22 protein-coding genes are annotated in these 24,879 nt (G+C 63.2%); 2 read left to right on the forward strand and 20 right to left on the reverse strand.

Going from position 1 to position 24,879, the window contains the following annotated elements:
• Genes JY96_RS02390 through JY96_RS02405 form a run of 4 tightly spaced genes read right to left on the reverse strand, consistent with a single transcriptional unit; the run spans position 1 to position 3,086 of the window.
• A complete protein-coding gene (locus JY96_RS02390; RefSeq protein WP_052162051.1) occupies positions 1-960 on the reverse strand; it encodes a S49 family peptidase in 960 nt (319 codons plus the stop codon).
• Positions 961-1,009: 49 nt separating this feature from the next.
• On the reverse strand, positions 1,010-1,387 hold the full coding sequence (locus JY96_RS02395; protein ID WP_035034648.1) for a Rieske 2Fe-2S domain-containing protein: 378 nt from the start codon (positions 1,385-1,387) through the stop codon (positions 1,010-1,012).
• On the reverse strand, positions 1,380-2,060 hold the full coding sequence (locus tag JY96_RS02400) for an HAD-IA family hydrolase (RefSeq protein WP_235333826.1): 681 nt from the start codon (positions 2,058-2,060) through the stop codon (positions 1,380-1,382). The genes JY96_RS02395 and JY96_RS02400 overlap by 8 nt, the downstream gene beginning before the upstream one ends.
• A gap of 30 nt (positions 2,061-2,090) precedes the next feature.
• Positions 2,091-3,086, reverse strand: coding sequence for an RluA family pseudouridine synthase (locus JY96_RS02405; protein WP_035040874.1), 996 nt, complete (start codon positions 3,084-3,086; stop codon positions 2,091-2,093).
• An 897-nt stretch (positions 3,087-3,983) separates the two neighbouring features.
• Between JY96_RS02405 and JY96_RS02410 the strand changes: the two genes are divergently transcribed.
• On the forward strand, positions 3,984-6,902 hold the full coding sequence (locus JY96_RS02410; RefSeq protein ID WP_035034650.1) for an Rne/Rng family ribonuclease: 2,919 nt from the start codon (positions 3,984-3,986) through the stop codon (positions 6,900-6,902).
• Positions 6,903-7,129: 227 nt separating this feature from the next.
• Positions 7,130-8,935: a long-chain fatty acid--CoA ligase gene (locus JY96_RS02415; RefSeq protein ID WP_052162052.1), complete on the forward strand. Its 1,806-nt coding sequence runs from the start codon at positions 7,130-7,132 to the stop codon at positions 8,933-8,935.
• Between the two features lie 18 nt (positions 8,936-8,953).
• Here the strand turns inward: JY96_RS02415 and nagZ are convergent, their stop codons facing one another.
• The 16 genes from nagZ to fabD form a co-directional block, all read right to left on the reverse strand.
• Positions 8,954-10,081, reverse strand: coding sequence for a beta-N-acetylhexosaminidase (nagZ, locus tag JY96_RS02420; protein WP_081960971.1), 1,128 nt, complete (start codon positions 10,079-10,081; stop codon positions 8,954-8,956).
• Between the two features lie 18 nt (positions 10,082-10,099).
• Complete coding sequence (locus JY96_RS02425) at positions 10,100-10,933, reverse strand: pyridoxine 5'-phosphate synthase (protein ID WP_052162053.1); 834 nt, start codon at positions 10,931-10,933, stop codon at positions 10,100-10,102.
• Entirely contained in the window at positions 10,930-11,676 is a 747-nt protein-coding gene (gene recO, locus JY96_RS02430; protein ID WP_235333827.1) for a DNA repair protein RecO, read from the reverse strand. The genes JY96_RS02425 and recO overlap by 4 nt, the downstream gene beginning before the upstream one ends.
• Before the next feature lie 54 nt (positions 11,677-11,730).
• Positions 11,731-12,690: a GTPase Era gene (gene era / locus JY96_RS02435; protein ID WP_035040886.1), complete on the reverse strand. Its 960-nt coding sequence runs from the start codon at positions 12,688-12,690 to the stop codon at positions 11,731-11,733.
• Positions 12,691-12,913: 223 nt separating this feature from the next.
• Entirely contained in the window at positions 12,914-13,702 is a 789-nt protein-coding gene (rnc, locus tag JY96_RS02440; protein ID WP_052162054.1) for a ribonuclease III, read from the reverse strand.
• A gap of 72 nt (positions 13,703-13,774) precedes the next feature.
• Entirely contained in the window at positions 13,775-14,155 is a 381-nt protein-coding gene (locus JY96_RS02445) for a DUF4845 domain-containing protein (protein WP_235333828.1), read from the reverse strand.
• Between the two features lie 12 nt (positions 14,156-14,167).
• Positions 14,168-15,139, reverse strand: a complete 972-nt coding sequence (gene lepB / locus JY96_RS02450; protein WP_035034653.1) for a signal peptidase I — start codon at positions 15,137-15,139, stop codon at positions 14,168-14,170.
• On the reverse strand, positions 15,139-16,947 hold the full coding sequence (gene lepA / locus JY96_RS02455; protein WP_035034655.1) for a translation elongation factor 4: 1,809 nt from the start codon (positions 16,945-16,947) through the stop codon (positions 15,139-15,141). The genes lepB and lepA overlap by 1 nt, the downstream gene beginning before the upstream one ends.
• A gap of 465 nt (positions 16,948-17,412) precedes the next feature.
• Complete coding sequence (locus tag JY96_RS02460; RefSeq protein WP_081960973.1) at positions 17,413-18,972, reverse strand: DegQ family serine endoprotease; 1,560 nt, start codon at positions 18,970-18,972, stop codon at positions 17,413-17,415.
• A 177-nt stretch (positions 18,973-19,149) separates the two neighbouring features.
• Entirely contained in the window at positions 19,150-19,857 is a 708-nt protein-coding gene (locus tag JY96_RS21875) for a sigma-E factor negative regulatory protein (RefSeq protein WP_152606337.1), read from the reverse strand.
• A gap of 99 nt (positions 19,858-19,956) precedes the next feature.
• Positions 19,957-20,580 carry an RNA polymerase sigma factor RpoE gene (gene rpoE, locus JY96_RS02470; protein WP_035040896.1) on the reverse strand — a complete coding sequence of 208 codons (624 nt, stop codon included), beginning with the start codon at positions 20,578-20,580 and terminating at the stop codon, positions 19,957-19,959.
• Positions 20,581-20,690: 110 nt separating this feature from the next.
• Positions 20,691-21,461, reverse strand: coding sequence for a hypothetical protein (locus JY96_RS02475; RefSeq protein ID WP_035034659.1), 771 nt, complete (start codon positions 21,459-21,461; stop codon positions 20,691-20,693).
• Between the two features lie 41 nt (positions 21,462-21,502).
• The gene (fabF, locus tag JY96_RS02480) at positions 21,503-22,747 is read right to left on the reverse strand and encodes a beta-ketoacyl-ACP synthase II (RefSeq protein ID WP_035034662.1); all 1,245 of its coding nucleotides are present in this window, start codon (positions 22,745-22,747) and stop codon (positions 21,503-21,505) included.
• Positions 22,748-22,828: 81 nt separating this feature from the next.
• On the reverse strand, positions 22,829-23,068 hold the full coding sequence (acpP, locus tag JY96_RS02485; RefSeq protein ID WP_035034663.1) for an acyl carrier protein: 240 nt from the start codon (positions 23,066-23,068) through the stop codon (positions 22,829-22,831).
• A gap of 110 nt (positions 23,069-23,178) precedes the next feature.
• Positions 23,179-23,925 (reverse strand): 3-oxoacyl-ACP reductase FabG, encoded by a 747-nt coding sequence (fabG, locus tag JY96_RS02490; protein WP_035034664.1) that lies wholly within the window; start codon positions 23,923-23,925, stop codon positions 23,179-23,181.
• The gene (gene fabD / locus JY96_RS02495) at positions 23,922-24,860 is read right to left on the reverse strand and encodes an ACP S-malonyltransferase (RefSeq protein ID WP_035034666.1); all 939 of its coding nucleotides are present in this window, start codon (positions 24,858-24,860) and stop codon (positions 23,922-23,924) included. Before fabD ends, fabG begins: the two co-directional genes overlap by 4 nt.
• Positions 24,861-24,879 lie beyond the last annotated feature (19 nt).

Raw genomic sequence — 24,879 nt, forward strand, 5'->3', positions numbered from 1 at the left:
TCAGTGGATGCTGATCGACGAACGCATCGACTGAACCGCACCGGCACCAAAGGCCGCGCCAAACCGTTTGGCCAGACGCTCGGCCAGGTTTTCCTTCTGGGTGTAGTCGATGATGTCTTCGGCCTTGACGACGTCACGCGCGATCTCATCGAGGCTGCCCAGCTTGTCCGCCAGCCCCAGCTCGACCGCCTTCTGACCGTTCCAGAAGAGGCCAGAGAAGGTCTCGGGGGTTTCCTTCAGGCGATTGCCACGGCCTTCCTTCACCACGGCAATGAACTGCTGATGGATCTGGTCCAACATGGCCTGGGCGAACTCTTCGTGACGCGGGTTGCGCGGCGAGAACGGGTCCAGCATGCCCTTGTTTGCACCGGCGGTCATCAGGCGGCGCTCCACGCCCACCTTTTCCATGACGCCCGTGAAGCCGAAGCCGTCCATCAACACGCCGATGGAGCCCACCATCGAGGCCTTGTCCACAAAGATCTGGTCGGCCGACACGGCGATGTAATAGGCAGCGGACGCGCACATCTCCTCGCACACGGCGTAGACCTTCTTCTTGTGCAAGGCCTTGAGGCGGCGCACTTCGTCATTGACCAGGCCCGCCTGCACAGGGCTGCCGCCCGGTGAGTTGATGCGCAGCACAACCGCCTGCGCACCTTCATCCTCGAACGCGCTGCGCAGGGCGGCCAGCAGGTTGTCCGCATTGGCTTCGGTGTCGGCAGCGATCTCGCCCCGGATCTCGACCAGCGCCGTGTGCGGCGAGGATTGAGACTTGGCCGAGGGCACGGTCTGCAGCGTGGCCCAGATCATGCTGACAGCCACGCCAATCCAGACGATGCGCCAGAACCAGCGCCAGCGCTTTTCGCGCTGCTGCTGCGCCAGGTAGGCCTGTGCAAACTGGTTCAGCAGGGCATGGCTGGCCGTGGACAGGTTGTCCGACGAAGAAGGATCGACAGCGCTCATGAACGGGCTCGGTTGAGTGAATGGGACGGGACTGAATCAGATGGACGCATCAGAACAGAGGCTGAAAGCGTTCGGAAGGATACCAATAGACCTGGCCGCTTTCTTCGCGCACCTCGATGGCCACCAGGTGGGCGCCATGGCACGGCCCACTGACGCACAGGCCGTTGGGCGGGTCATACAGGGCACCATGGACGGAGCAGATGATGAAGCGCTTGTCCATGTCCCAGAACTTGCCGGGCTGCCAGTCCATCTCGGCGGGGATATGGGCACAGCGGTTCAGGTAGGCCAGCGCGACATTGTCGAAGCGCACCGCAAAGGCCGGGGCGTTCTGCCCCCACTCCGAGACCTCGAAGAGCACGGCGTCACCGCATTCCTGCAGCGCGGCAGCGTCACACAAATACTGCGGCGCCAGGTTCAACTCAGGCATGTCGGCTCAACCAGTCGTGCAGCTCGCCCATCGAGTGGGCCACGAAACGGGTGGGGTAATCGGCAAAAGCGGCGGGTTCGTGCGCGCCGAAGCTGACCGCCACGCTGTGCGTACCGGCGTTGACCGCCAGTTGCAGGTCATGGGTGGTGTCGCCGATCATCAGCGTGCGCTCGGGGTCGACACCAAACTCGGCGATGAGCTCCTGCAGCATGCGCGGGTGTGGCTTGGAAAAAGTCTCGTCGGCCGTGCGGGAGCTGTCGAACAAGCCGCTGAGCTCCACATGCGCCAAGGCTTCGTCCAGCCCCTGGCGCGTCTTGCCGGTGGCCACGGCCAGCCAGTGGTTGCGCTCCTTGAGGCTGGCCAGCAGAGGCAGCACGCCCTCGAACAGGCTCAACTCATGCTGGCGCTGGAAGTAATGATGGCGGTAGCGCAGACCCAGCTCGGGCACACGCTCGGGTGGCAAGGTGGGCGCCACATGGGCGAGGGCGTCGTGCAGGCCCAGGCCGATCACATAGGCCGCTTCCGAGCGCGCGGGCACCGGCAAACCCAGGTCCTCGCAGGCGGACTGGATGCAGCGCACGATCAGCGCGGTGGAGTCATACAAGGTGCCATCCCAGTCGAACACGACGAGGTCATAGGCACGTGGACGCAGTCCATTGTCGGTGGGGTTCAAGCAAGCTCCTGTGTAGCCCAGGCACGCACTTTACTGGGCATGCGATGACACCGCACTCAGTGCGGACAGCAGCGTGTTGCATTCAGGAGGCAAAGGCGCCTCCAGCACGATGTCCTCGCCGGTATGCGGATGCGGCAGGCGCAGGTAGCGCGCATGCAGGAACATGCGCTCGAAACGGCCGTCATTCAGCTTGCGGCGGTCCACGCCCGGGATCGCCTGGTCGCCCGCGCCTCTGGCCAAGGCCTTGTTCAGCGTGAAATCACCGTATTTGTCATCACCGACGATGGCGTGCCCCTCGTGCGACAGGTGCACCCGGATCTGGTGGGTGCGCCCCGTCTTGATGGTCACATCCAGCAGGCTGAAGCCCTCGAAGCGCTGCACGACCTTGACCAGGGTGATGGAGCGGCGGCCCTCGTCATCGTCGCCCTTGACGGCCTTGACCCGGCGCTCGCCCTCGGCGGTCAGGAATTTGTGCAGCGCCACATCGATGACCTTCTTGCGATCAGGCCAGTCGCCGATCACCAGGGCCGCGTAGGTCTTGTGCGCCTGGCGGTGGCGGAAGAAGTCCTGCAAGGTGACCAGGGCGCTGCGTTTCTTGGCGATCAGCAGGATGCCCGAGGTTTCCTTGTCCAGCCGGTGCACCAGCTCCAGAAACTTGGCCTGTGGCCTGGCGCGCCGCAATTGTTCGATCACGCCAAAGCTCACGCCGCTGCCACCGTGCACGGCCACGCCGGCCGGCTTGTTGATGGCCAGCAGGTAGTCGTCTTCAAACAGAACCGGGAATTCACGCGCCGGCACGGCTGCGGCTTTGGCTTCGTCTTTTTCTGCCAGGCGCAGTGGCGGCACCCGGATGTTGTCGCCCAGCGCCAGCTTGGTATCCGCCGCCGCCCTGCCCTTGTTCACCCGCACCTCGCCACTGCGGATGATGCGGTAGACCAGGGTCTTGGGCGCCCCTTTCAGCACCTTGATCAGGAAGTTGTCCAGGCGCTGGCCCGCACCACCTTCATCCACCACGATGTGCTGCACCTGCGCGACCGCGGGTTCGGCGGCGTTGGTGGCGGGCGCAGCGGGTGGGGCCGGCTTCGCGGAGGATGGCCGCGCGACAGACACCCCCGATGGGGGCTTGACCTTGCTGGTGGGCTGTGTTTTCGCGGCTATTCTGGAGCGGCGGGATGCGGATTTCGCACCTATAATGGGCTGAGCCACGTTGTGAAATGTTTGTTTGTTGATAGGGCTTGTGCTTGTGTCAACAGCAACAAATAGGCAAAGCCAGATCCCATTTTACCTTTTGAGCGGGTTTGGCGGCGCTGCATGACAAGGCCCGGCGGGGTGTCCCGCCAATTTGATGGTGATGCAGCATGTGCTGCCCGCCGGAGAAAACCACCCAAGGTGTGGTTTTGCCAGTGGTCTGCATGTGTCAGAGCCAACGTTGAAAGAACCACGATTCAAGGTTTATTGGATTCCAGCGCGGCGCATGGTTGCAAACCGATCTGCATTGCGCTGGTATCTGCGTCGAGTGACTGCCCACGTGTCCCGCCTCATCAGATCCTCCACCCGAGCCGCCTGTCAGCAGGCCGCCTCCCGCATGCCATCAAGAGCATCGGGGGCCGGCACACTGCGCTGCGCCGTGTCGGGTCTGCGATTTGATGGCGCCCCTTCCCCCGCCTCATTGACCCGGCTGATCGCGCCAGATGCGCATCGTGGTGCCGGTGTGGGGTGGCGGCAGGCCCGTGTCCAAGTCTCGGCGCGCGCGCCCCTGCTGAAAGAGCGCCTCTCGCGTCACTGACAGCCAAGGCAATTCCTTTAAGGTTCCACATCGTTGCTCGTGCATGAATGCTGCCGCCACCCGCAAGGGAGGTGGTGAGTGGAGGCTTTTCCGGCGCCATCCCGGCGGGGCCTCGATACGATTCTCGTGGAGACCACATGAAGCGCATGCTGATCAACGCCACGCAGCCGGAAGAACGGCGCCTGGCCATTGTTGACGGACAAAAACTGCTCGACTTCGAAACTGAAATCGAAGGGCGCGAACAGCGCAAGGGCAACATCTACAAAGCGGTTGTCACCCGCGTCGAACCCTCCCTGGAAGCCTGTTTCGTCGATTACGGCGAAGAGCGCCACGGCTTCCTGCCGTTCAAGGAAATCTCGCGTCAGTATTTCAAGGAAGGCGTTGAAGTCCGCTCGGCCCGCATCCAGGACGTGATCAAGGAAGGGCAGGAACTGCTCGTCCAGGTCGAAAAGGAAGAACGCGGCAACAAGGGCGCCGCCCTGACCACCTTTGTCTCGCTGGCCGGCCGTTACCTGGTCCTGATGCCCAACAACCCGCGTGGCGGTGGCGTGAGCCGTCGCATCGAGGGCGACGAGCGTGAAGAGCTGAAAGAAGCCATGGATCAGCTCGAATACCCCAAGGGTATGAGCCTGATCGCCCGCACCGCCGGCATCGGCCGCTCCGCCGCCGAGCTGCAGTGGGACCTGAACTACATGCTCAAGCTGTGGACGGCCATCGACGAGGCCTCCACCGCTGGCAAGGGCGCCTACCTGATCTATCAGGAGTCCTCGCTGGTGATCCGCGCCATCCGCGATTACTTCACCTCCGACATCGGCGAGATCCTGATCGACACGGACGACATCTACGAGCAGGCGAACCAGTTCATGCTGCACGTGATGCCGGACCAGGCCAATCGCGTCAAGCGTTACCGCGATGATGCAGCCCTGTTCTCGCGCTTCCAGATCGAGCACCAGATCGAAACGGCCTTCAGCCGTACGGTGAACCTGCCTTCTGGCGGCGCCATCGTGATCGACCACACCGAAGCCCTGGTGGCCGTGGACGTGAACTCGGCGCGCGCCACCCGTGGCAGCGACATCGAGGAAACCGCCTTCCGCACCAACCTGGAAGCGGCCGACGAAATCGCCCGCCAGATGCGCCTGCGCGACCTGGGTGGCCTGATCGTCATGGACTTCATCGACATGGAGGAGTCCAAGAACCGCCGCGAGGTCGAGCAACGCCTGCGCGACGCCCTGCGCTTTGACCGCGCCCGCGTGCAGTTCAGCTCGATCAGCAAGTTCGGCCTGCTGGAAATGTCGCGCCAGCGCCTGCGCCCTGCGCTGAGCGAAGGCTCGCACATCACCTGCCCTCGTTGCAACGGCACCGGCCACATCCGCGACACCGAGTCCTCGGCGCTGCAGATCCTGCGCATCATCCAGGAAGAGTCCATGAAGGACAACACGGCCGCCGTGCACGTTCAGGTGCCGGTGGAGGTGACCTCCTTCCTGCTCAACGAGAAGCGCACGGAAATCACCAAGATCGAGCTCAAGCAGCGCGTGACCGTGCTGCTGGTGCCCAACAAGCACCTCGACACCCCGAACTACAAGCTCGAGCGCCTGCGCCACGACGACCCACGCCTGGAAAACATCCAGGCCAGCTACTCGATGATCGAGGAGCCGGACGACGAAGTGGGCATCACGCGCCGCGAGAAGGCCAAGCCCAAGCAGGAGCCGGTGATCAAGGGTGTGCTGCCCGATCAGCCCGCTCCTGTGGCACCACCCAAGCCCGAGCACGACGTGCCGGCCGTGGCTGCCGCTCCGATGGCTGCGCCGCCTGCCCCCGCCCCGGCTGCCCCTGCATCGTCAGGCGGCTTCTTTGGCTGGATCAAGCGCCTGTTTGGCGGTGAAGCCCCTGCTCCCGTGGTCACCCCCGCACCGGCAGTCGCCCCCGTGACCCCTGCCACGCAGGAAGAGTCCAAGGAAGGCGGCAAGGGCCAAGGCCGTGGCCGCCGTGATGGCCAGCGCCGCGGTGAACGCAGCGAGCGTGGCGGTGAACGCGGCGAGCGCAATGGTGAGCGCCGTGAACGTGGCGAACGCGCCGACAAGGGCGAACGCGGCGAGAACCGCGAAAACGGCCGAGGCCGCCGCAAGGAGCGCGAAGAGCGCCCGCAACTGGCTGAAGGTGCGGAAGGCCGCAGCGATGAAGGCAACAACCGTGGCGAGGGCCGTCGTGGCCGTGGTGGCCGTGGTGGTGAGCGCAACGGCGAGCGCCCGGTGATCAACCGTGAGGCGATTGCCGCTGAAGCCGCAGCCCTTGGTCAGGCTGCTGCAGTTGGCGCCCAGGACGTGGATGTCATGGGCGGCGCCCCCGCAGCCGAAGGCGAACAACGCGAGGGCGGCCGTCGCCGTCGTCGTGGTGGCCGCGGCCGTGGCGAGCGTGAAGAAGGCCAGAACCAGCTGGAAGGCGTTGCGCAGGCCGACGCAGAAGCAACCAGCACCCCAGCAGCAGAAGGCGAAGAAGCCAGCACCGAGGGCGACAACCAGGAGGGGGGTCGCCGCCGTCGTGGCCGAGGTCGCCAGGAGCGTCGCGAAGGTGGTGAGCGCGTTGAAAACGCAGGCCAGCAAGACGACACCGCGTTTGCTGACACGCAACCCGGCACTGAAGCTGCGGCTGAACTGTCCATGCCCCTGCCCACACCGGCTGTGGCCGAGACAAGCGCCTTCAGCCTGGCACCGGAGCCTGCCGCAAAGCCGGCCGAAGCGCCCGCTGTGGCCGTGGCTGCCGCTGCCCCCGTGGCCGCACAAGACGTTGCACAAGAGACCGCCGTGGCCCCTGCCACACCCTTCGTGCTGCCCATGGATGAACTCCAAGCCATCGCCCAGTCGGCTGGCCTGGAATGGGTGAACTCGGATGCCGAGAAGATCCGCATCGTGCAGGAAGCCATCGCCAACGAGCCCAAGCCGGTGCACGTGCCACGCGAGCGCAAGCCCGCCGTGGTGCTGGACGAAGGCCCGCTGATCCTGGTCGAGACCCGCAAGGACCTCAGCCAGATCACGCTGCCCTTTGAAAACGCAGCCTGACCAATCAGGCTCTCCGCGAAAAACCCGGCCTTGCGCCGGGTTTTTTCATGCCCTCAGGAAAACCATGAGGGTTTCACCTATACGCCAATATGTTGACGCATACGTCAACCATGCCATCTAATCTCTGATCAAAGTTGGAGACCGGCATGCCCCTTACTTCCGCAACGACGCACGCACGCTCCTGGCCATCTCAGCCCTCATCCCCCAGCGAGCAGACAGACGTGGAAATGACATTTGCAGACTTCATCGCCCCCCCTGTCAAGCTGTTCGAGACAGCCGGCAACCTGGCAGGCAGGCCGGCTTACTGGGTCAGAGGCGAGCAACACTGGCGGGCAACCAGCTGGCAGGAATACGCTCAGCAGGTGAAGCAGGCCGCGCGGGCGCTGCTGTCCCTGGGGGTTGAGCGGGGCGATGCCGTTGCCATACTCAGCTTCAACCGACCCGAATGGGCCATCACGGCCTATGCCGCGATGAGCATCGGCGCCATCCCGGTAGGCATCTACTGGACCAGCTCTACCGCCGACATCGACTACATCCTCAACCACTGCAAGGCGCCCGTGCTGGTGATCGAGGATGCAGACCGTTTTGAGCGCGTCCAGGCATGCGCGCTGAACCTGACGCACTTGCGCACCGTGGTGCAAATCAACGACACGCCGCAGGCCATGTCGACCTGCCAGACGCTGGCCTGGCAGGACTTCATGCAACACGGTTTGCTAGCACAGTCCTCCGAGCAGGACCTGGTGATCCAGAAGCGCCTGTCTGCCATTCAGGCGCAAGACACCGCCACGCTGATCTACACCTCAGGCACCACGGGCCCTTCCAAGGCCGTCGTGCTCAGCCATGGCAACCTCTGGTGGGTAGCGAACTCGCTGGGCCAGCTCTTCCATGCCGACGAGAACGATCGCATGCTGTCCTACCTGCCCCTGGCCCACATCGCCGAGCAGATGGGCACCATGCACAACCAGGTGTATGCAGGCTTTGCGGTGTACTTTGCCAAGAGCATCGAGCAGTTGGGCGAGCACCTCAAGGAGGTCAAGCCCACCGTGTTCTTCGGCGTGCCACGCGTATGGGAAAAGATGCAGGTGGCCATCGAAGCCAAGCTGCAGCAGGCCACCGGCGTGAAGGCCAGGCTGGCCACCTGGGCCATGTCAGTAGGCCAACGCTGGAATGAGCGAGACATGGCGGGCCAACCCACCGGCTTCTGGCTCGATTTGCAAAAGTCGCTGGCGCAAAAGCTGATTTTCCAGAAGGTCCAGGAGGCCCTGGGGTTTGATCAGGCCCGCATGTTGAGCACCGGCGCCGCCCCCATCGCACCAGAAAGCCTGAAGTTCTTCCACGGCCTCAACATCCTGGTGCGGGAGCTGTACGGGCAATCCGAAGCGTGTGGCCCGTCTACCCTGAGCTTGCCCGGCTCCACACGCGTGGGCTCAGTGGGCAAGCCCCTGCCAGACACCGAGGTGCGCGTGGCCGAAGACGGCGAACTGCTGATCCGGGGCCCGCACATCTTCAAAGGCTATATGGGGCAGCCTACCGCCACAGCCGAAACCATCGTGGATGGCTGGTTGCAGACAGGTGACCTGGGTCGCGTGGACGCGGATGGTTATGTCTACATCACCGGCCGCAAGAAGGACCTGATCATCACCTCTGGCGGCAAGAACATCTCGCCCGCCAACATCGAGGCCGCCTTGATGGACAGCCACCTGATCGAATACGCGGTGGTGTGCGGGGACGGCCGCAATTACCTGACGGCCCTGCTGACCCTGGAAGCGCAAAGCCTGGCTGACTTTGCCAGGACACATGGCCTGACACCTGGGCCCGATCTGCACAAGCACCCGCTGGTGCTGGAGGCCCTGCAGCACGCTGTAGACCACGTCAACGAACAGCAAGCGAGGGTCGCGCAGATCCGCAAGTTCGCAGTGCTGACCCAGCCGTTCAGCATCGAAGGCGGCGAGTTGACGCCCACCCTCAAGGTCAAGCGCAAGGTGGTGCTGGAACGCCAGCACGCCTTGATTCAGTCGCTTTACGCCAACTGAATCAGGCATCACGCCGGATCAACGTGGCAGCTTGAACAAGGCATGCTGGTACACGGGCGAGTACATCAACTCGTCCCAGGTCAGCGGCGCAGTCTGGGGCAGCAGGTCCAGGCGGCGCGCTTCGCTGTCAGGGCTGGCAACCCATTCGCCGCGGGCAAGTGCTTCACTCAGGCCGTCCAGCAAGGCGTCCACTGGCTTGCCACCGTTGAGCGACTGGTTGCACAGGAGCACCATGTCGCAGCCCGCGTTGAGCGCGGCGATCGCACCCTGGGTGTGGTTGCCGGCCACGCTGGCGCCTTCCATGCTGAGGTCATCACTGAAGATGGCGCCTGTGAAGCCCATCTGCGTGCGCAGGATGTCCTGCAACCATTTGCGTGAGAAGCCCGCAGGCGCCGCATCCACCTTGGGGTAGATCACATGGGCGGGCATCACGCTGGTCAGCGAGGTGCTCAGCCACTCGTAAGGCCTGGCGTCGTCAGACAGGATGGCCTTGAGGCTGCGCTTGTCGATGGGCACATCCACATGCGAGTCGGCCTTCACAAAACCGTGGCCGGGGAAATGTTTGCCGCAGTTGGCCATACCGGCCAGCAGCAGGCCGTGCATGACGCTCTTGGCCAGCACGGACACGACACGGGGATCACGATCAAAAGCCCGGTCGCCAATGACGCCGCTCTCGCCCCAGTCCAGATCCAGCACGGGCGTGAAGGTCAGGTCCACACCACAGGCACGCAACTCGCTGGCCAGCACGTAGCCGCAGGCCGTAGCCGCATCCGTTGCCGCCATGGCACCAGCGCCCTCGCCGCCCTTGCCGTCTTTCATCCACATCTCGCCCAGGCTGCGCATGGCCGGCACCTGGGTGAAGCCATCCGTGCGGAATCGCTGCACGCGCCCACCTTCGTGGTCCACGCAGATCAGCACATCCGGGCGGATGGATTTGATCTCGGTACACAGTGCCGTCAACTGCGCGCGGTTGGCCCAATTACGGGCAAACAGGATGAGACCACCTGTCAGCGGATGAAGCAGGCGACGGCGATCGTCGTCATCCAGGGTCAGGCCGGCGATGTCCAGCACCACGGGGGCGTGGGCGATGGTTTCCAGCGGCAGATCGGCAGAAGCGGCCTGGCTGTTCTTGATTTTCTTGCTCATGAGATGGATGCGGTTGAATCAGTTGGACGATGCCTGGCGGCGCGCAATCACGGCCTCGGCCTTGAAGTCGGCGATGGCCTCACGCAGGCCCACGAACAGTGCGTGCCCCATCAGTGCATGGCCGATGTGCAACTCGCTGACATCGGGCAAGGCGGCCACCAGGGCCGTGCTGCTGACCTGGCCGGGTTTGACCAGCTCGTCACCCACCGGCAGATTTTGCGTGAGAGCCAGGCCGTGGCCGGCGTGCGTGCGCAAACCCAGGCTGCGCCCGAGTTTCAGGCCGGCCTTGAGTCGATCCAGCTCATGGGCCAGCAAAGCGGCGTCCCCGTCCCACCAGGCGTTGGCCAGGGCGCCCGTGTGCAGTTCGATGCAAGGGGCGCCCACTTCAGCAGCCGCCTGGATCTGAGCGGGGTCAGCACCAATGAACAACGACACGCGGCAACCTGCCCTTGCCAGACGCTGACAGGCATCCTGCATGCGGCTGCGTTGCCCCAGCACATCCAGCCCACCTTCTGTGGTGATCTCCTGGCGGCGCTCGGGTACCAGGCACACGTGCTCAGGGGCCGTGCGTTCGATGATGTCGAGCATCTCGTCGGTCACGGCCGCTTCGAAGTTCAGGGGCACGGGCACATGGGCCTTCAAGCGCTGCACGTCTTCATCGCGGATGTGACGGCGGTCTTCGCGCAGGTGAAAGGTGATGATGTCTGCACCCGCCTCGACCGCCAGCAGCGCCGCGGCCACCGGGTCGGGAAAACGCCCGCCGCGTGCGTTGCGCACCGTGGCGATGTGGTCGATGTTGACACCCAGCAAAGGTGCGTCCACGGCGGTCAGTTGAGAGCCAGAGTAGGTCATGGTTGTTGAAGCTCCATCATGAGCTGGCGCGTGCGCAGCGTCTGGGAACCGAGATGATAGTGAATCAAGGTGCGCAACAGGGCTTTGAGTTCACTCAATGCCGGCATGCAGGCTGCCATCAGCGTGGGGATGCCGCCTGTGAGCGACAAGGCCTGCTCGATGGCCATCAGCACCTGCCCATCCAGCACCACCGGGCCCGCACCGGACTCCCCCACCCACAAGGCCTCACGCACACCCAGGTCGGGATGCAACTCGTAAGGCTGGCCAGCCACCACGGGCTGGTTGCCAATCGTCTGCACGGACAGTTGCGGCAGATGCCCCAGTTGGCGCAGCAAAGTCAACTCGAAGGCCCGGAGGGCCGCCTGCAACAGCGCCGGGTCACCCATGGCGTGCAATGTCTGCACGTAAGCGTCAAACAAGGTGGGGTGCGGGTCGTGGCGCACCATCAGGCGCATCAGCAACTCATTGAGGTAAAAGCCCGGCAGCAAGGCAGCGCCACCAGGCCAGGCCGGGCCTCCGGCCCATTCGGCCTGCCGCAAGAGCCAGACCTCCGCGTCTTCCGAGCGCTTGACACCGAACACCACCGACAGGCACTGAAACGGCATCAACACCGGGCGCAACTGCGAGTAAGGCCGTTTGGCCCCCTTGGCCACCGCCACCACGCGCCCATGCTCACGCGTGAACAGATCCAGGATCAGGCTGGATTCGCTCCAGTCATGGCTGTGCAGCACATACGCTGCCACCCCAGAACGTTGAGACGCGCGCGCCACGTGCCACCTGCCCCTTTGCAGCCTAGGTCACTCGTAGCCATAGGTACGCAGGCGGGCCTCATCATCTGCCCAGCCCGAGCGCACCTTCACCCAGATCTCTAGGAAGACCTTGACGCCCATGAGGCGCTCAAGCTCCGTGCGCGCCTCGGTGCCGATGCGCTTGAGGCGCTCGCCCTTGTCGCCAATGACCATGCCCTTGTGCTGCTCGCGCTCGACGATGATGGTCGCCGCGATCCGCACCAGGCCCGTGGCCTTGGGCTTGCCCGGAGGGGGCGGCTCTTCGTTGTACAGGTCGATCACCACGGTCGAGGTGTAAGGCAACTCGTCGCCCGTCAGGCGGAACAGCTTCTCGCGGATGATCTCGCTGGCCAGGAAGCGGTCGGTGCGGTCGGTCAGGGCCTCGGCGTCGTACCACCAGGCCTGCTCGGGCAGGTAGGGCTTGACCACGGCCATGAGCCGCTTGGTGTCATCCTCTTTCTGGGCAGACAAGGGGATGAACTCGGCAAAGGTGTGATGCGCCTGCATGCCCTGCAACCAGGGGAAAAGATCCTCGCGACGGTGCACCAGATCCAGCTTGTTGGCCACGAGGATCACGGGCTTGTCCTTGGGCAGCAAGGCCACGACCTTGGCGTCATCCGGCCCGAACTTGCCGGCCTCGACCAGGAACAGCACCACATCCACATCCGACAAGGTGGCCTGCACTGTCTTGTTCAGGTTGCGGTTGAGCGCCGCCGTACCACGCACCGTGTGGCGAGTCTGGAAGCCCGGTGTGTCCACGAACACGAACTGCGTGTCGCCATCCGTGCGGATGCCGGTGATGCGGTGGCGCGTGGTCTGTGCCTTGCGCGAAGTGATGGACACCTTCTGACCGACCAGCGCGTTCAGCAAAGTGGACTTGCCCACATTGGGCCGGCCGATGATGGCGATCAGGCCACAGCGCTGCTGCAGAGCCGGGGCGGCCGAATCGCCACCGCTTTTCTTGGCCATGGACAGGTTGGCCAGCATGGCGTCCAGATCAGGATTGACCTTGTCCGAAGCGGGCTTGGGCGTCTTGGCTGGCTTGGCGGACTTGGCAGCAGGCGCAGCCTTGCTTGACTTTGCTGCAGGCCCTGCCTTGACGGGCTTGGCGGTCTTTGCAGGTTTGGCGGATTCGGTCGGTGTGCTGGGCTTCTTCGGCATGGCAATCAATCAGTTGGGTTCGGGCGATGCGTCAGACGCGTTTTTTCTTGACCACCACGGTCGGTTTGGCCCCATTGGGCAACTCTTTGGATGGCAGGGCTTGCAGACGCGTGAGCGCAGCCTGCGCCGCCGCCTGCTCGGCCGCACGACGCGAAAGGCCTTCGCCCGTCACGACGAGGCCCTGCACGGGCAATTCACAAGCGACGATGAAGGTCTGCTCATGCGCCTTGCCGCGCGTTTCTTCAATGCGATAGACCGGCACGGCCAGCTTGCGCCCTTGCAGCCATTCCTGCAAGGCCGTCTTGGCGTCCTTGCTCCAGCCCTCCATGGTGGACTCGGCCACCAGTGGCTCGAACAGGCGCAACACCAGATCGCGGGCGGCATCAAACCCCGCATCCAGGTACACCGCACCGATGATGGCTTCCAGCGCGTCAGCCAGGATGGATGGGCGCTGCGCCCCGCCGCCCTTGGCCTCGCCCTCGCTCAGGCGCATGACCTGAGGCAGGTCCAGTTGCTGAGCCAGCTTGAACAGCATGTCCTGGCGCACCAGATGGGCACGCACGCGGGTGAGATCACCTTCGTCGCTGCGGTCAAAGCGGCGGTACAGCAAGGCCGACACCCCCAGACTCAAGACCGCGTCGCCCAGGAATTCCAGGCGCTCGTAGTGATCCGAGCCGAAGCTCTTGTGCGTCACGGCACGCGCCAGCAAACCGCCATCGGCGAAGGTGTACCCCAGCCGCTGTTGCAAGGCCTGCAGCGGTTGCGACAGCGATGCAAGGCCGGCTGCGCCACCTTTTTTGCTTGGAGATGAGGTCGCCATCAAAACAAAGCGGGCCTGAACTCAGGCCCGTGGTGTGTGAATTGCCAAAAAGCCGGCATCAGGAGGCCAGCCTCACTTGGACTGCCCATGAAATTTCAGCAGCAGGTACACCGGGTCCATCAACTCGATCTCCCGGTCATAGGCAAACTTGACCACCACCTTGTCGTCTTCCTTGGTGATCTCCAGATCCTTTGCGGTGATGGAGGTCACGCCATATTCGATAGAGGCTGAGCGGTCAAACGCGTTGCGAATGTCCTGCACCGTGCTGCCACCATCGTGGGCCGCCTTGTTCACCATGGACTGGATGGTCCGGTACTCGGTCACCGCCGGGAAGACCTTCATCAGGACCAGGGCGAACATGGAAATCAGAACGGCCCAGAACAGCAGGCCAACCAGCGTAATACCCGACTGCGGACGACGGGCAGCATGAGGACGAGACGTCAGATTCATCATGTCTGTCTTGGCTTAGTGGAAAAAACCGATGCGCTTGAAGTCGCTGAAGTTCATCCAGATCACGAATGCCTTGCCCACGATGTTTTCATCAGGCACAAAGCCCCAGAAACGGGAGTCCTGCGAGTTGTCGCGGTTGTCACCCATCATGAAGTAGTGACCCGGCGGCACCTTGCAGACCACGCCCTCGCCACTGTAGCGGCAGTTTTCCTTGTTGGGGAAATCTTCGATCGCCTGAGGTGGCACGAACGGTGGGCGGTCCTTGTCCACCAGGATGCGGTGGCTCACGCCCATGAGGTTTTCCGAGTACTGCAGCGAGTACTTCAGGCTGTCCTCGTCATAGAACTCGGCCAGTGGCGTCTGTTCGATGGGCGTCCCGTTGATGGTCAGGCGCTTGTTGATGTAGGCGATCTCGTCACCCGGCAGGCCCACCACGCGCTTGATGTAGTCCAGGCTGGGGTTGACGGGGTAGCGGAACACCATCACGTCACCACGTTCCGGCTCGTGGTTGGAAATGATCTTCTTGTTGATCACCGGCAGGCGGATGCCGTAGTGGAATTTGTTGACCAGAATGAGGTCGCCCACCAGCAGCGTCGGGATCATCGAGCCTGAAGGGATCTTGAACGGCTCGAACAGGAACGAGCGCATCAGGAACACGGCGCAGATGACCGGGAACAGACCGGCTGTCCAGTCCAGCCACCAGGGCTGCATCAGCAGCTTCTCGCGCGCCTGGCTGACGTTGCCGTCCACCTGCGCGATGCCCTGGCTGGCCAGTTGCTTGCGACGGGCTTCGTCCTCAACCAGCAGCTTGGCTGCGGCAGCCTCCCGCTCCGGCTGGAACTTGTAGCGCTCGGCCAGCCAGTAGACCAGCGTGACCAGCGTCAGCACGAACAGCAACAGGGAAAAGTTACCCTGCCATTGGCCGACGTACCAGCCCCCCAGGTACGCCAGCAGCGCAGCGTACAACACACCTGTGATCAAACTCATCAATCGTCCACTTGAAGGATGGCCAGGAAAGCTTCTTGCGGCACCTCGACGGAGCCCACCTGCTTCATGCGCTTTTTACCGGCCTTTTGTTTTTCGAGCAGTTTCTTCTTGCGGGTGATGTCACCGCCGTAGCATTTTGCCAGCACGTTCTTGCGAAGCGCCTTGATGTTTTCACGCGCAATGATGTTGCCGCCAATGGCCGCCTGAATCGCCACGTCGTACATCTGGCGCGGGATCTGTTCGCGCATCTTGGCCGCCACGGCGCGGCCACGGTACTGGCTTTGCGCGCGGTGCACGATGATCGACAGCGCGTCCACGCGGTCCCCGTTGATCATCAGGTCGACCTTGACCACGTCCGAGGCCCGGTACTCCTTGAACTCGTAGTCCATGGAGGCGTAACCACGCGACACGCTCTTGAGCTTGTCGAAGAAGTCCAGCACGATTTCGGCCAGCGGCATCTCGTAGGTCAGCATGACCTGGCGGCCGTGATAGGCCATGTTGAGCTGCACGCCACGCTTCTGGTTGGCCAGCGTCATCACCGGGCCGACATAGTCTTGCGGCATGTACAGGTGCACGGTGACGATGGGCTCGCGGATCTCCTTGATCTTGGCCACCTCGGGCATCTTCGAGGGGTTCTCGACCTCGATGACCTCGCCGCCATTGAGCTCGACCTGGTAGACCACGCTGGGCGCCGTCGTGATCAGGTCCTGATCGAACTCGCGCTCCAGGCGCTCCTGCACGATCTCCATGTGCAGCAGGCCGAGGAAACCGCAGCGAAAGCCAAAGCCCAGCGCTTGCGACACCTCAGGCTCATAGCGCAGCGAGGAATCATTGAGCTTGAGCTTTTCCAGCGCGTCACGCAGCTGGTCGTACTCGCTGGCCTCGGTGGGGTACAAGCCCGCGAACACCTGCGGCTGGATTTCCTTGAAGCCGGGCAGCGCCTCGGTAGCCGGGCCTGCGTTATTGGGCAGCTTCTTTTCAACGGTGACGGTGTCGCCCACCTTGGCCGCCTGCAACTCCTTGATGCCGGCGATGATGAAACCCACCTCGCCTGCCTTGAGCGCGTCACGGTTTTCAGACTTGGGCGAGAACACGCCCAGGTGCTCGGCCGGGTAGACGGCGTTGGAGGCCATCATGCGGATGCGTTCACCCTTGCGCAACTGGCCATCGACCACGCGCACCAGCATCACCACGCCCACGTAGTTGTCGAACCACGAGTCGATGATCATGGCGCGCAGCGGGCCATCAGGATCACCCTTGGGCGGTGGGATGCGTGCCACCACAGCTTCGAGGATCTCGTCCACACCCATGCCGGTCTTGGCCGAGCAAGGGATGCCGTCGGTGGCGTCGATGCCGATGACGTCTTCGATCTCGGCCTTGGCGCGCTCAGGGTCAGCCTGAGGCAAGTCCATCTTGTTGAGGACGGGCACCACCTCCACGCCCAGATCGAGCGCGGTGTAGCAGTTGGCCACCGTCTGGGCTTCCACGCCCTGGCTGGCGTCCACAACGAGCAAAGCGCCTTCACATGCGGACAGCGAGCGGCTCACTTCATAAGAGAAGTCCACATGGCCCGGGGTGTCGATCAGGTTGAGGTTGTAGACCTGGCCGTCCTTGGCCTTGTATTGCAGCGCAGCGGTCTGCGCCTTGATGGTGATGCCACGTTCGCGCTCGATGTCCATCGAGTCGAGAACCTGTGCTTCCATCTCACGGTCACTCAAGCCCCCGCAGCGCTGGATGATGCGATCGGCCAGCGTGGACTTGCCGTGGTCGATGTGGGCAATGATCGAAAAATTACGGATGTGATTCATAAAAAAAAGGCACGTCCAAAGGAGTGACGCGCCTTCCAACAAAAACGTATGGCAACTGCTTGTTGGACTTTCATTGTATCGAAAAGCCCCCCCGAAAAGGCCGCGTCACAGCCATATACGGGGATGTTGCGAGGCCCTCAAAAAACGTTATCCACAAGTTATCAACAGACCAATGTGGGTAACTTTGGTGTTTTTGCTTGCTTCTTGAGGGGGGGTTCGTCAGCCCGGGGATTGTACGGGCATTCCCAAGCCCTACCGCTCAGTTATCAACAGCAAAACGGGGTGTAGAGGCCAGCCAACAACCCATGAAATCGATCAAGTTTTCGGCGAATTTTCCGCAATAAAAAACCCTGATCGGGTCTCGGGTACCGATCAGGGCGGCCTTCGGGGCAGGCTGGGGAGCGCCCCACCCCACCCTGCAGGCGCCAGGGTTGACCTGGCCGTCACGTGGTCATCACTTGACCATTACTTGGCGTTCGGTCGAATCACCGCGTACTGCGCCCACTCGCCACGGCGCACCAGCACGCTCACAGGGCGAGACCGGTCGAGCTTGGCCAGCACAGCTTCGAATTCCTTGACGCCACTGATCTGGACGTTGGCCACGGCCAGCACCACATCACCAGGGCGCAAGCCCGCACGTGCAGCGGGGCCCTCGACGCCTTCCACCAGCACGCCGCCGTTTTGCTTGAGCTCGCGCTTCTGGTCTGCATTGAGGTCAATGATCTTCAAGCCCAGCGCAGAAGCGGCCAGCTTGGCGTCCGCCTTGCCTGAGTCAGCCTTGTCATCCTTGGCCTTGCCGGATGAGTCCAACTCGGCCACGGTGATGCTCAGATCCTTGTAGCTGCCGCGGCGGAAGACTTGAATGGAGGTCCTGGTACCCGGCTTGGTCGCCCCTACCAGGCGAGGCAGGTCCTGCGCCTTCTCGATGGCCTGGCCTGCAAACTTGGTGATGATGTCGCCCGCCTCCAGGCCGGCTTTCTCGGAAGGTGTGCCCGCTTCAACACTTTGCACCAGCGCGCCCACCGGCTTGCCAAGGCCAATGGATTCGGCCACGTCCTTGGTCACCGGCGCAATGGCCACACCAATGCGGCCGCGAATCACCTTGCCGCCTGCACGCAGTTGCTCGGCCACCTTCATGGCGTCGTCAATGGGGATCGACAGCGAGATCCCCATGAAGCCACCAGAGCGGCTGAGGATCTGCGAGTTGATGCCCACCACCTCGCCACGCATGTTGATCAGAGGGCCGCCCGAGTTACCCGGGTTCACCGCCACGTCAGTCTGGATGAAGCGGATCTCTTCACCGGTATCGCGCGCCTTGGCACTGACGATACCTGCCGTCACCGTGTTGTCCAGCCCGAAGGGCGTGCCGATGGCCATCACCCACTCGCCGACCTTCAACCTGCTGACGTCACCAATCGAGACGGCAGGTAGCTTGGACGCCTGGATCTTGAGCACGGCCACGTCGGTGCGCTTGTCCACGCCCACCACCTTGGCCTTGAACTCGCGCTTGTCGGTCAGGTTGACGTACACCTCATCGGCGCCATCCACCACGTGGGCGTTGGTCATCACATAACCATCAGGGCTCAGGATGAAACCCGAGCCCACGCCACGGGGGCGCTCTTCACCTTGATCTCCACCCTTTTTGGGCGCGCTCCTGCGCGGTGTCTGACCCGGCATGGGTGTGCCAAAGAAGCGCTTGAAGAACTCGCGCATCTGCGCATCGGCTTCATCGTCGCCCTCATCGGCATCTTCCACCACACGTTGAGTGGTGCGGATGCTGACCACCGAGGGGCCCACACGCTCAACCAGCTCGGTGAAATCGGGCAAGCCCTTGACGATCACCGGTGGCTGCGTTGCCTGGGGTGCCGGTGCGCTGAACGTTGTCGCAGGCTGTTGGGCCTGAGACGCATGCGGGAACAAGCTGGAGCTCAGCACCAGGCCGACGGCCGAGACCACCGCGCCGACCACCAAGGTACGGCGAACAACAGAACGGGTCGAAGAACCAGACTGCAGAGAGGACGTCATTTGCAAAACCTCGTTTGACAAAAAAACGGAAGGACAGAAACTACAACGTAGGAGACCAACTTGCGGCTGACAGTTCATCAGGCGCGTGTGAAGTCAGGTAAAGACGCGACGCAATGTCAAAGGCCGCAATCAGCCCGAGAGCTGAACGCGGCCTGAGAGGCGGAGAAAACGGCTGCTTCAGCGGCCGTCGAACACCACCTGACGTGTCAGGGCGCCCTGCCCCTGGAATGACCCATCACCCCACTGGTTGGCGCGCTGCATGGCCAAAGCCTGGTCAAGCTGCGGATTGCGGATCAGCACGACCTCGCCAGGTTGCTGGAATGAAGCACCGTCACCCACGGTGAGGGTTGATGCGCGCGACGCGTCCGGCACGAAGCCGTTGACAGACCACTGACCTGCGCTGGCCAGCGACAGCGCGCCGCCGCCCACCGGGCCGGACTGCGCCATGCCGGCATCGCCGCCCTGGGGGCCTCCCGGCAAGATCTGCGAAGACAGCATTGCGCCAACCACCAGCGCAAAACCGGCCGCCACGCTCATGGGGCCGGCCCACGCACGGCGCTTCAGCGGCCTGGCCTGGTTCAGCGCCACGACCTTGTCCTGCACGGGACGCTGAGCCTGTGCAGCGCTCGGCGCCAGCACCACCGGCTCCTGAGCCAGGCGCTCACGGAAGTTCTTCAGGAAAGTTTCACCGGAACCGGCCTGGGCCAGATCATCGGAACGCATCACGTCACCAATCAATTGGTACGCATGCCAGTTCGCCCGCGCATCAGCGTGATCGCGCCAGGCGGCGCATGCTCGGGCCACTTCCTGAGACTGGGCCTCGCCATCGGCCAGGGCCGACAACGCTTCACGCTCTGCATCACTGTCACTGAAACGGTCAGACATGAGGGTTTGCTCCAGATTCGCCACACGGATGACACATCCAAGGTCATCCACATGGTGAACAGATCAGGCTCAGGGAAAAAAGTTCACTGAGTTTTACATTTACCAGCGCTCGCCCTGGCGGGTGTCGAGCAAAGGTCTCAGTCTGGTTGCAATGGCCTCGCGCGCCCGGAAGATCCGGGAGCGGACCGTGCCGATGGGGCAGTTCATGAGCTCGGAGATTTCCTCGTAGCTCAGGCCCTCGATTTCGCGCAGGGTGATCGCCTGACGCAAGTCTTCCGACAGCGACTCGATCGCTGCGTTCACGGTTTCGGCAATCTGCCGGCTGGCCAGCACAGATTCCGGTGTTTCACCGTCACTCAGCTCGTTTTCAACGCGAGAAGCGCCCTCATCCTCCTCGTTGACAGCCGCCATGGCTGATTCGGTGAGAACAGGATCACGCTTGAGGCCGATCATGGCCTTTTTGGCCGTGTTGACGGCGATGCGGTAGAGCCAGGTGTAAAACGCGCTCTCACCGCGGAAATTGGGCAAGGCCCGATAAGCCCGGATGAAGGCCTCTTGCGCGATGTCTTCGACCAGATCGACGTCACGCACCATCCGCGCGATCAGGCGTTCGATGCGACGCTGGTACTTCACCACCAGCATTTCAAAGGCCTTCTGGTCGCCGCGCTGTACACGCTCCACCAGGGCGGCATCGACATCCACGATGGGCTCGGCCAGCCCCATGCGCTCGGCCCCGTCCGTGGCAGCCGCTACGCGGATACCTGGCTCGGGCAACACCTGATCCGGCAGCTGGCCGGGCTCATCGGCACCGGGGCCTTGGGGTTCATGGGGCGTCACACGCGTTCTCCGGCGCGGACGGCAGGGCGCGGATCCAGCGCGTCTTCCTCACGCATGACCAACGTAGAAGGGAAAGTGGACTCGGAGGGCAAGGACAAGGTGTTGACGCCTTGCACCGTACGAGGCGGGATGACAGATGAACGCAACTTGGATCCTGATTTGAATGAGTGCGCCCATGATGCCACCGCATGGCGCAGCCACTGGCCTGCTCCCCCATTGCCGGGCGTGGCGCTGCCCGCTATGGCCGTCAGGCGCGCAGGCAGGTAAACCAGCGTGCGCAGTTGATGCAAAGGGCTGCGGGCCGAGGTCTCCAGCCACAACCAGGATTGCCTGGGCGCCCCGCTGGTTGCGGTCACCCGCAACAGCATCCAGCGCTGCAGATCCAGCACGGCCTCTACCTTGACGGAGGCGTCCCATTGCGCCAGGCGAAAGCCCCCGATCCAGCCAGCGACGCCAGTGAGCTCATCCGGGTTCTCGCGAACCGGGCCCGTCCAGATCAGGGTCAACTGCGTACGGTCTGCGCGCCAGGTTGACCATGTGGACCAGGCCAGCCAGCACCACACCACCGCCACAGACAAACCGGAAATCAGCAAGAGGGGCGACGCCCCCCAGATCACCGCCTCATGCCACAGCCCGGCTACCCAGGCCATCAGCATGATGGTGCCTGCCAGCCAGAATGCGGCAGCCGCCCGCTGCACGGTGGGAATGCCACCGGAGCCGGACCAGATCGCCCAGGAAGCGGGCTTCATCAAGGGGTTCGTGGCCATGCCGACTTGATCCGTGCAAGAGAGCCTGGCTCACCCGGGCGTCAAACGCGCTTGAACACCAGCGAGCCGTTGGTGCCACCAAAGCCGAAGTTGTTCTTGAGCGCCACATCGATCTTCATCTCACGTGCGGTGTTGGCGCAGTAGTCCAGGTCGCACTCGGGGTCCTGGTTGAAGATGTTGATGGTGGGTGGCGACACCTGGTGGTGCACAGCCAGGGCCGTGAACACGGATTCAATGCCACCAGCACCGCCCAGCAAATGGCCAGTCATGGACTTGGTCGAGTTCACGACCAGGTTCTTGGCATGGTCACCAAACGCCGCCTTGATGGCGTTGGTTTCGTTCACGTCACCCAGCGGCGTGGACGTGCCGTGCGCGTTCAGGTAATGCACCTGATCGGGGTTGATGCCCGCATTGCGCAGGGCCGCCAGCATGGAACGCTTGGGGCCATCCACGTCGGGGGCGGTCATGTGATAGGCATCGCCGGTCATACCGAAGCCGACCAGTTCTGCATAGATCTTCGCGCCGCGAGCCTTGGCGCTTTCGTACTCTTCGAGCACCATCACGCCGGCGCCCTCGCCCAGCACGAAGCCGTCGCGGTCCTTGTCCCAGGGACGCGAGGCCGTCTTGGGGTCATCATTGCGGGTCGACAGCGCACGGGCGGCGGCAAAGCCACCAATACCCAACGGCGACACGGTGGACTCGGCGCCACCAGCCACCATGATGTCTGCGTCACCATACTCGATCATGCGAGCGGCCAGGCCGATGGCATGCAGGCCGGTGGTGCAAGCCGTGACCACGCCGATGTTCGGGCCCTTGAAGCCGTACTGGATGGACACGTGACCCGAGATCATGTTGATGATGGAGGCGGGCACGAAGAAAGGCGAGATGCGGCGTGGGCCGCGTTCGCTGTATTCCTTGTGGGTCTGCTCGATCATGGGCAGACCGCCAATGCCGGAGCCGACCATCACGCCAATGCGTTCGGCCAGTTCGGGCTTCAGGGCCTCGCCCGTGGGCAGGCCCGCATCACGGACAGCCTGCATGGATGCAGCCAGACCGTAATGGATGAAGGTGTCCATGTGACGGGCTTCTTTGGCGGGGATGTAATCCTCGATGTTGAAGCCCTTGACCTCGCCCGCGAACTGGCAGGCGAACGCCGAAGCGTCGAACTTGGTAATGGTTTGGATGCCGGATTGCCCTGCAACCAGATTCGACCAGGATTCCTGAACGTTGTTGCCCACGGGGGTAACCAGGCCCAGGCCTGTGACGACGACGCGACGACGGGTCATGCTTGATCTACTGATAGGTTGATTCGATGTGAACAAGGCCCCTGCCTGTTGATGCAGAGGCCTTGGTCTGACTCAATCGGCTCAGGCCTTGACGTGCGACTTGGCGTAATCGATCGCCAGTTGCACTGTCGTGATCTTTTCAGCCTCTTCGTCGGGGATCTCGATGCCGAACTCGTCTTCGAGGGCCATCACCAGTTCAACGGTGTCCAGAGAATCGGCGCCCAGGTCGGCCACGAATGCCTTCTCAGGGCTGACTTCAGACTCGGCAACACCAAGTTGCTCTGCAATGATCTTCTTGACGCGTGCTTCGATATCGCTCATGACTCCTCCAGGAGGTGGTGCAAACAAACCAGGGATTTTACCGGTACGGCGTGTCAATACGCCTGACCGGTCCAAAAAAGGAAATTGAGATTCCCTGAACTATCTCAAGATCAATTCATGTACATGCCGCCGTTGACGTGCAATTCCACACCCGTGATGTAGGCCGCTTGCGGGGAAGCCAGAAAGGCCACCGCATCGGCGATGTCTTCGGGCTGACCCAGGCGGCCCAGCGGGATTTGCGCCTTCAAGGCGGTGTGCTGCTCTTCTGTCAGGGCGCGGGTCATGTCGGTGTCGATGAAACCCGGCGCCACGCAGTTGACGGTGATGTTACGGCTACCCAGCTCGCGGGCCAACGCACGGGTCATGCCTGCCACGCCAGCCTTGGCTGCGGCGTAATTGGCCTGACCGGGGTTGCCGCTGGCGCCCACGACCGAGGTGATGTTGATGATGCGGCCATGGCGCTGCTTCATCATGGGGCGCATGACGGCTCGGCTCAGGCGGAAAACGGCCTTGAGGTTGGTGTCGATCACCGCATCCCAGTCGTCGTCCTTCATGCGCATGGCCAGGGTATCGCGGGTGATGCCGGCGTTGTTGACCAGCACATGCAGGGCGCCGTGCTCTTTGAGGATGGCATCCAGTGCGGCGTCCACGGCGGTGGCATCGGTCACGTTCAGCACGATGCCTTTGCCGCCTTCAAAGCCGGCCAGGGCCTCGCTGATGCCTTGCGCGCCGGATTCGGTCGTGGCAGTGCCAATGACCTTCAGGCCACGCTGGGCCAGGCCCATGGCGATCGCGCGGCCGATACCGCGGCTGGCGCCGGTGACCAGCGCGATTTGTCCCTTGAATTCCGTGCTCATGCCAGCAGCCCCTTGGCTTCAGCAAGCGAAGCCGGATCAAAAACGGTGGTTGCAATCAGGTCGGCGTCGATGCGCTTGACCATGCCGGCCAGCACTTTACCCGGCCCGCACTCGATCACGTGTGTCACACCCCTTGCCTTGAGGGCGGCAATGGTTTCCACCCAACGCACGGGGCCAAAAGCCTGGCGATACAGCGCATCGCGGATGGCGTCGGCGTCAGCCGCCACGGACACGTCGATGTTGTTGATGACGGGGATCAGCGGCGCGGCAAAAGCCGTGGCGGCCAGCTTTTCCTTCAGGCGCTCGGCAGCCGGCTTCATCAGGCTGGAGTGGAACGGGGCCGACACCGGCAGCGGCAACGCGCGCTTGGCGCCAGCGGCCTTCAAGACCTCGCAGGCCTTTTCCACGGCAGCCTTGGTGCCAGCGATCACGGTTTGCTTGGGGTCGTTGAAGTTCACCGCTTCGACAGCTTCGCCACAGGCGGCGGCCGCTTCGGCGCAACCGGCTTTCACGCCTTCGGCATCCATGCCCAGGATGGCGGCCATGCCGCCCGTACCGACTGGTACGGCTTCCTGCATGGCCTGGGCGCGAAAACGCACCAGGGGCAAGGCATCCTTCAAGGTCAGGGCGCCCGCGGCCACCAGGGCCGAGTACTCACCCAGGGAGTGACCAGCCAGGGCCACCGGGCTCAGGCCGGTTTCTGCCTGCCAGGCGCGCCAGCAGGCGATGCCCGCCGTCAGCATCACGGGCTGAGTGTTGGTGGTCAGGTCCAGCAACTCCTTGGGGCCTTCGGCGATCAGGCGGGCGATGTCCTCACCCAGGGCGTCAGAGGCTTCAGCCAGGGTGTCGCGAACGGCCGCGTGGCCTTCCCAGGCGTTGAGCATGCCGACAGCCTGGGAGCCCTGGCCGGGAAACACAAAAGCAAATGCAGTCATGACGAAGTCCTTGGTCCTT

The sequence above is a fragment of the Aquabacterium sp. NJ1 genome, from assembly GCF_000768065.1.
In the GTDB taxonomy this organism is placed as follows: Bacteria; Pseudomonadota; Gammaproteobacteria; order Burkholderiales; family Burkholderiaceae_C; genus Aquabacterium.